Raw genomic sequence first — 534 nt, 5'->3', positions numbered from 1 at the left:
GATGAACTCCTGCTCGTTGATGTCGAGCTTGGCCAACAGTTCGAGGAAGGGCGGCACCGTGCTCTCGCCCACCCCGATCGTGCCGATCTCCTCGCTCTCGATGAGCTCGATCTCGAACAGCTTGCCCTTGAAATGCTGTGCCATCAGCGCGGCGGCGATCCAGCCGGCGGTGCCGCCGCCGACGATGCAGACCTTACGAAGCGCGTCGGGGTTGTTCATGCACGGGTCCTCATGGGCTCGGCGGCGACGCCATCGACCGTCGCGAGAAATTCGGAATGGGTAGGCGTGTCTGCCACGGCACGCGCGACCGCGGCGCGGATCTGCGCCAGCCCCTGGGCAAGCTCGGCGGGATCGACCGCGGCGAGCGCCGGATCAATCCGATCGGGATCATGCTCGAACCCGCCATAGATGGCGAGCCAGGATGCCGGGTGGAACATCTCCCAGCGATAGCGCAGGAACGCGCCGCGTGCGCGCCACAGGTCCATCTTGGCGGTCAGGCTATCGGGCAGCGTCATTTCGCGGCAGGCCTGCCAG

2 protein-coding genes are annotated in these 534 nt (G+C 66.5%); both read right to left on the bottom strand.

What is annotated here, in order from left to right; all coding sequences use genetic code 11:
* Positions 1 to 219, bottom strand: a 219-nt coding sequence (locus J7528_RS24125; RefSeq protein WP_291879923.1) for a tryptophan 7-halogenase, incomplete at its 3' end; no start/stop codon positions are given.
* A partial coding sequence (locus J7528_RS24120; protein WP_291879921.1) for a tryptophan 7-halogenase occupies positions 216 to 534 on the bottom strand: 319 nt, incomplete at its 5' end. The genes J7528_RS24120 and J7528_RS24125, both read right to left, overlap by 4 nt.

The sequence above is a fragment of the Caulobacter sp. genome, assembly GCF_017744445.1.
GTDB lineage: Bacteria > Pseudomonadota > Alphaproteobacteria > Caulobacterales > Caulobacteraceae > Caulobacter.
The sequence above is the reverse complement of the archived record's forward strand: the minus strand, read 5'-3'. Positions and strand labels throughout refer to the sequence as shown.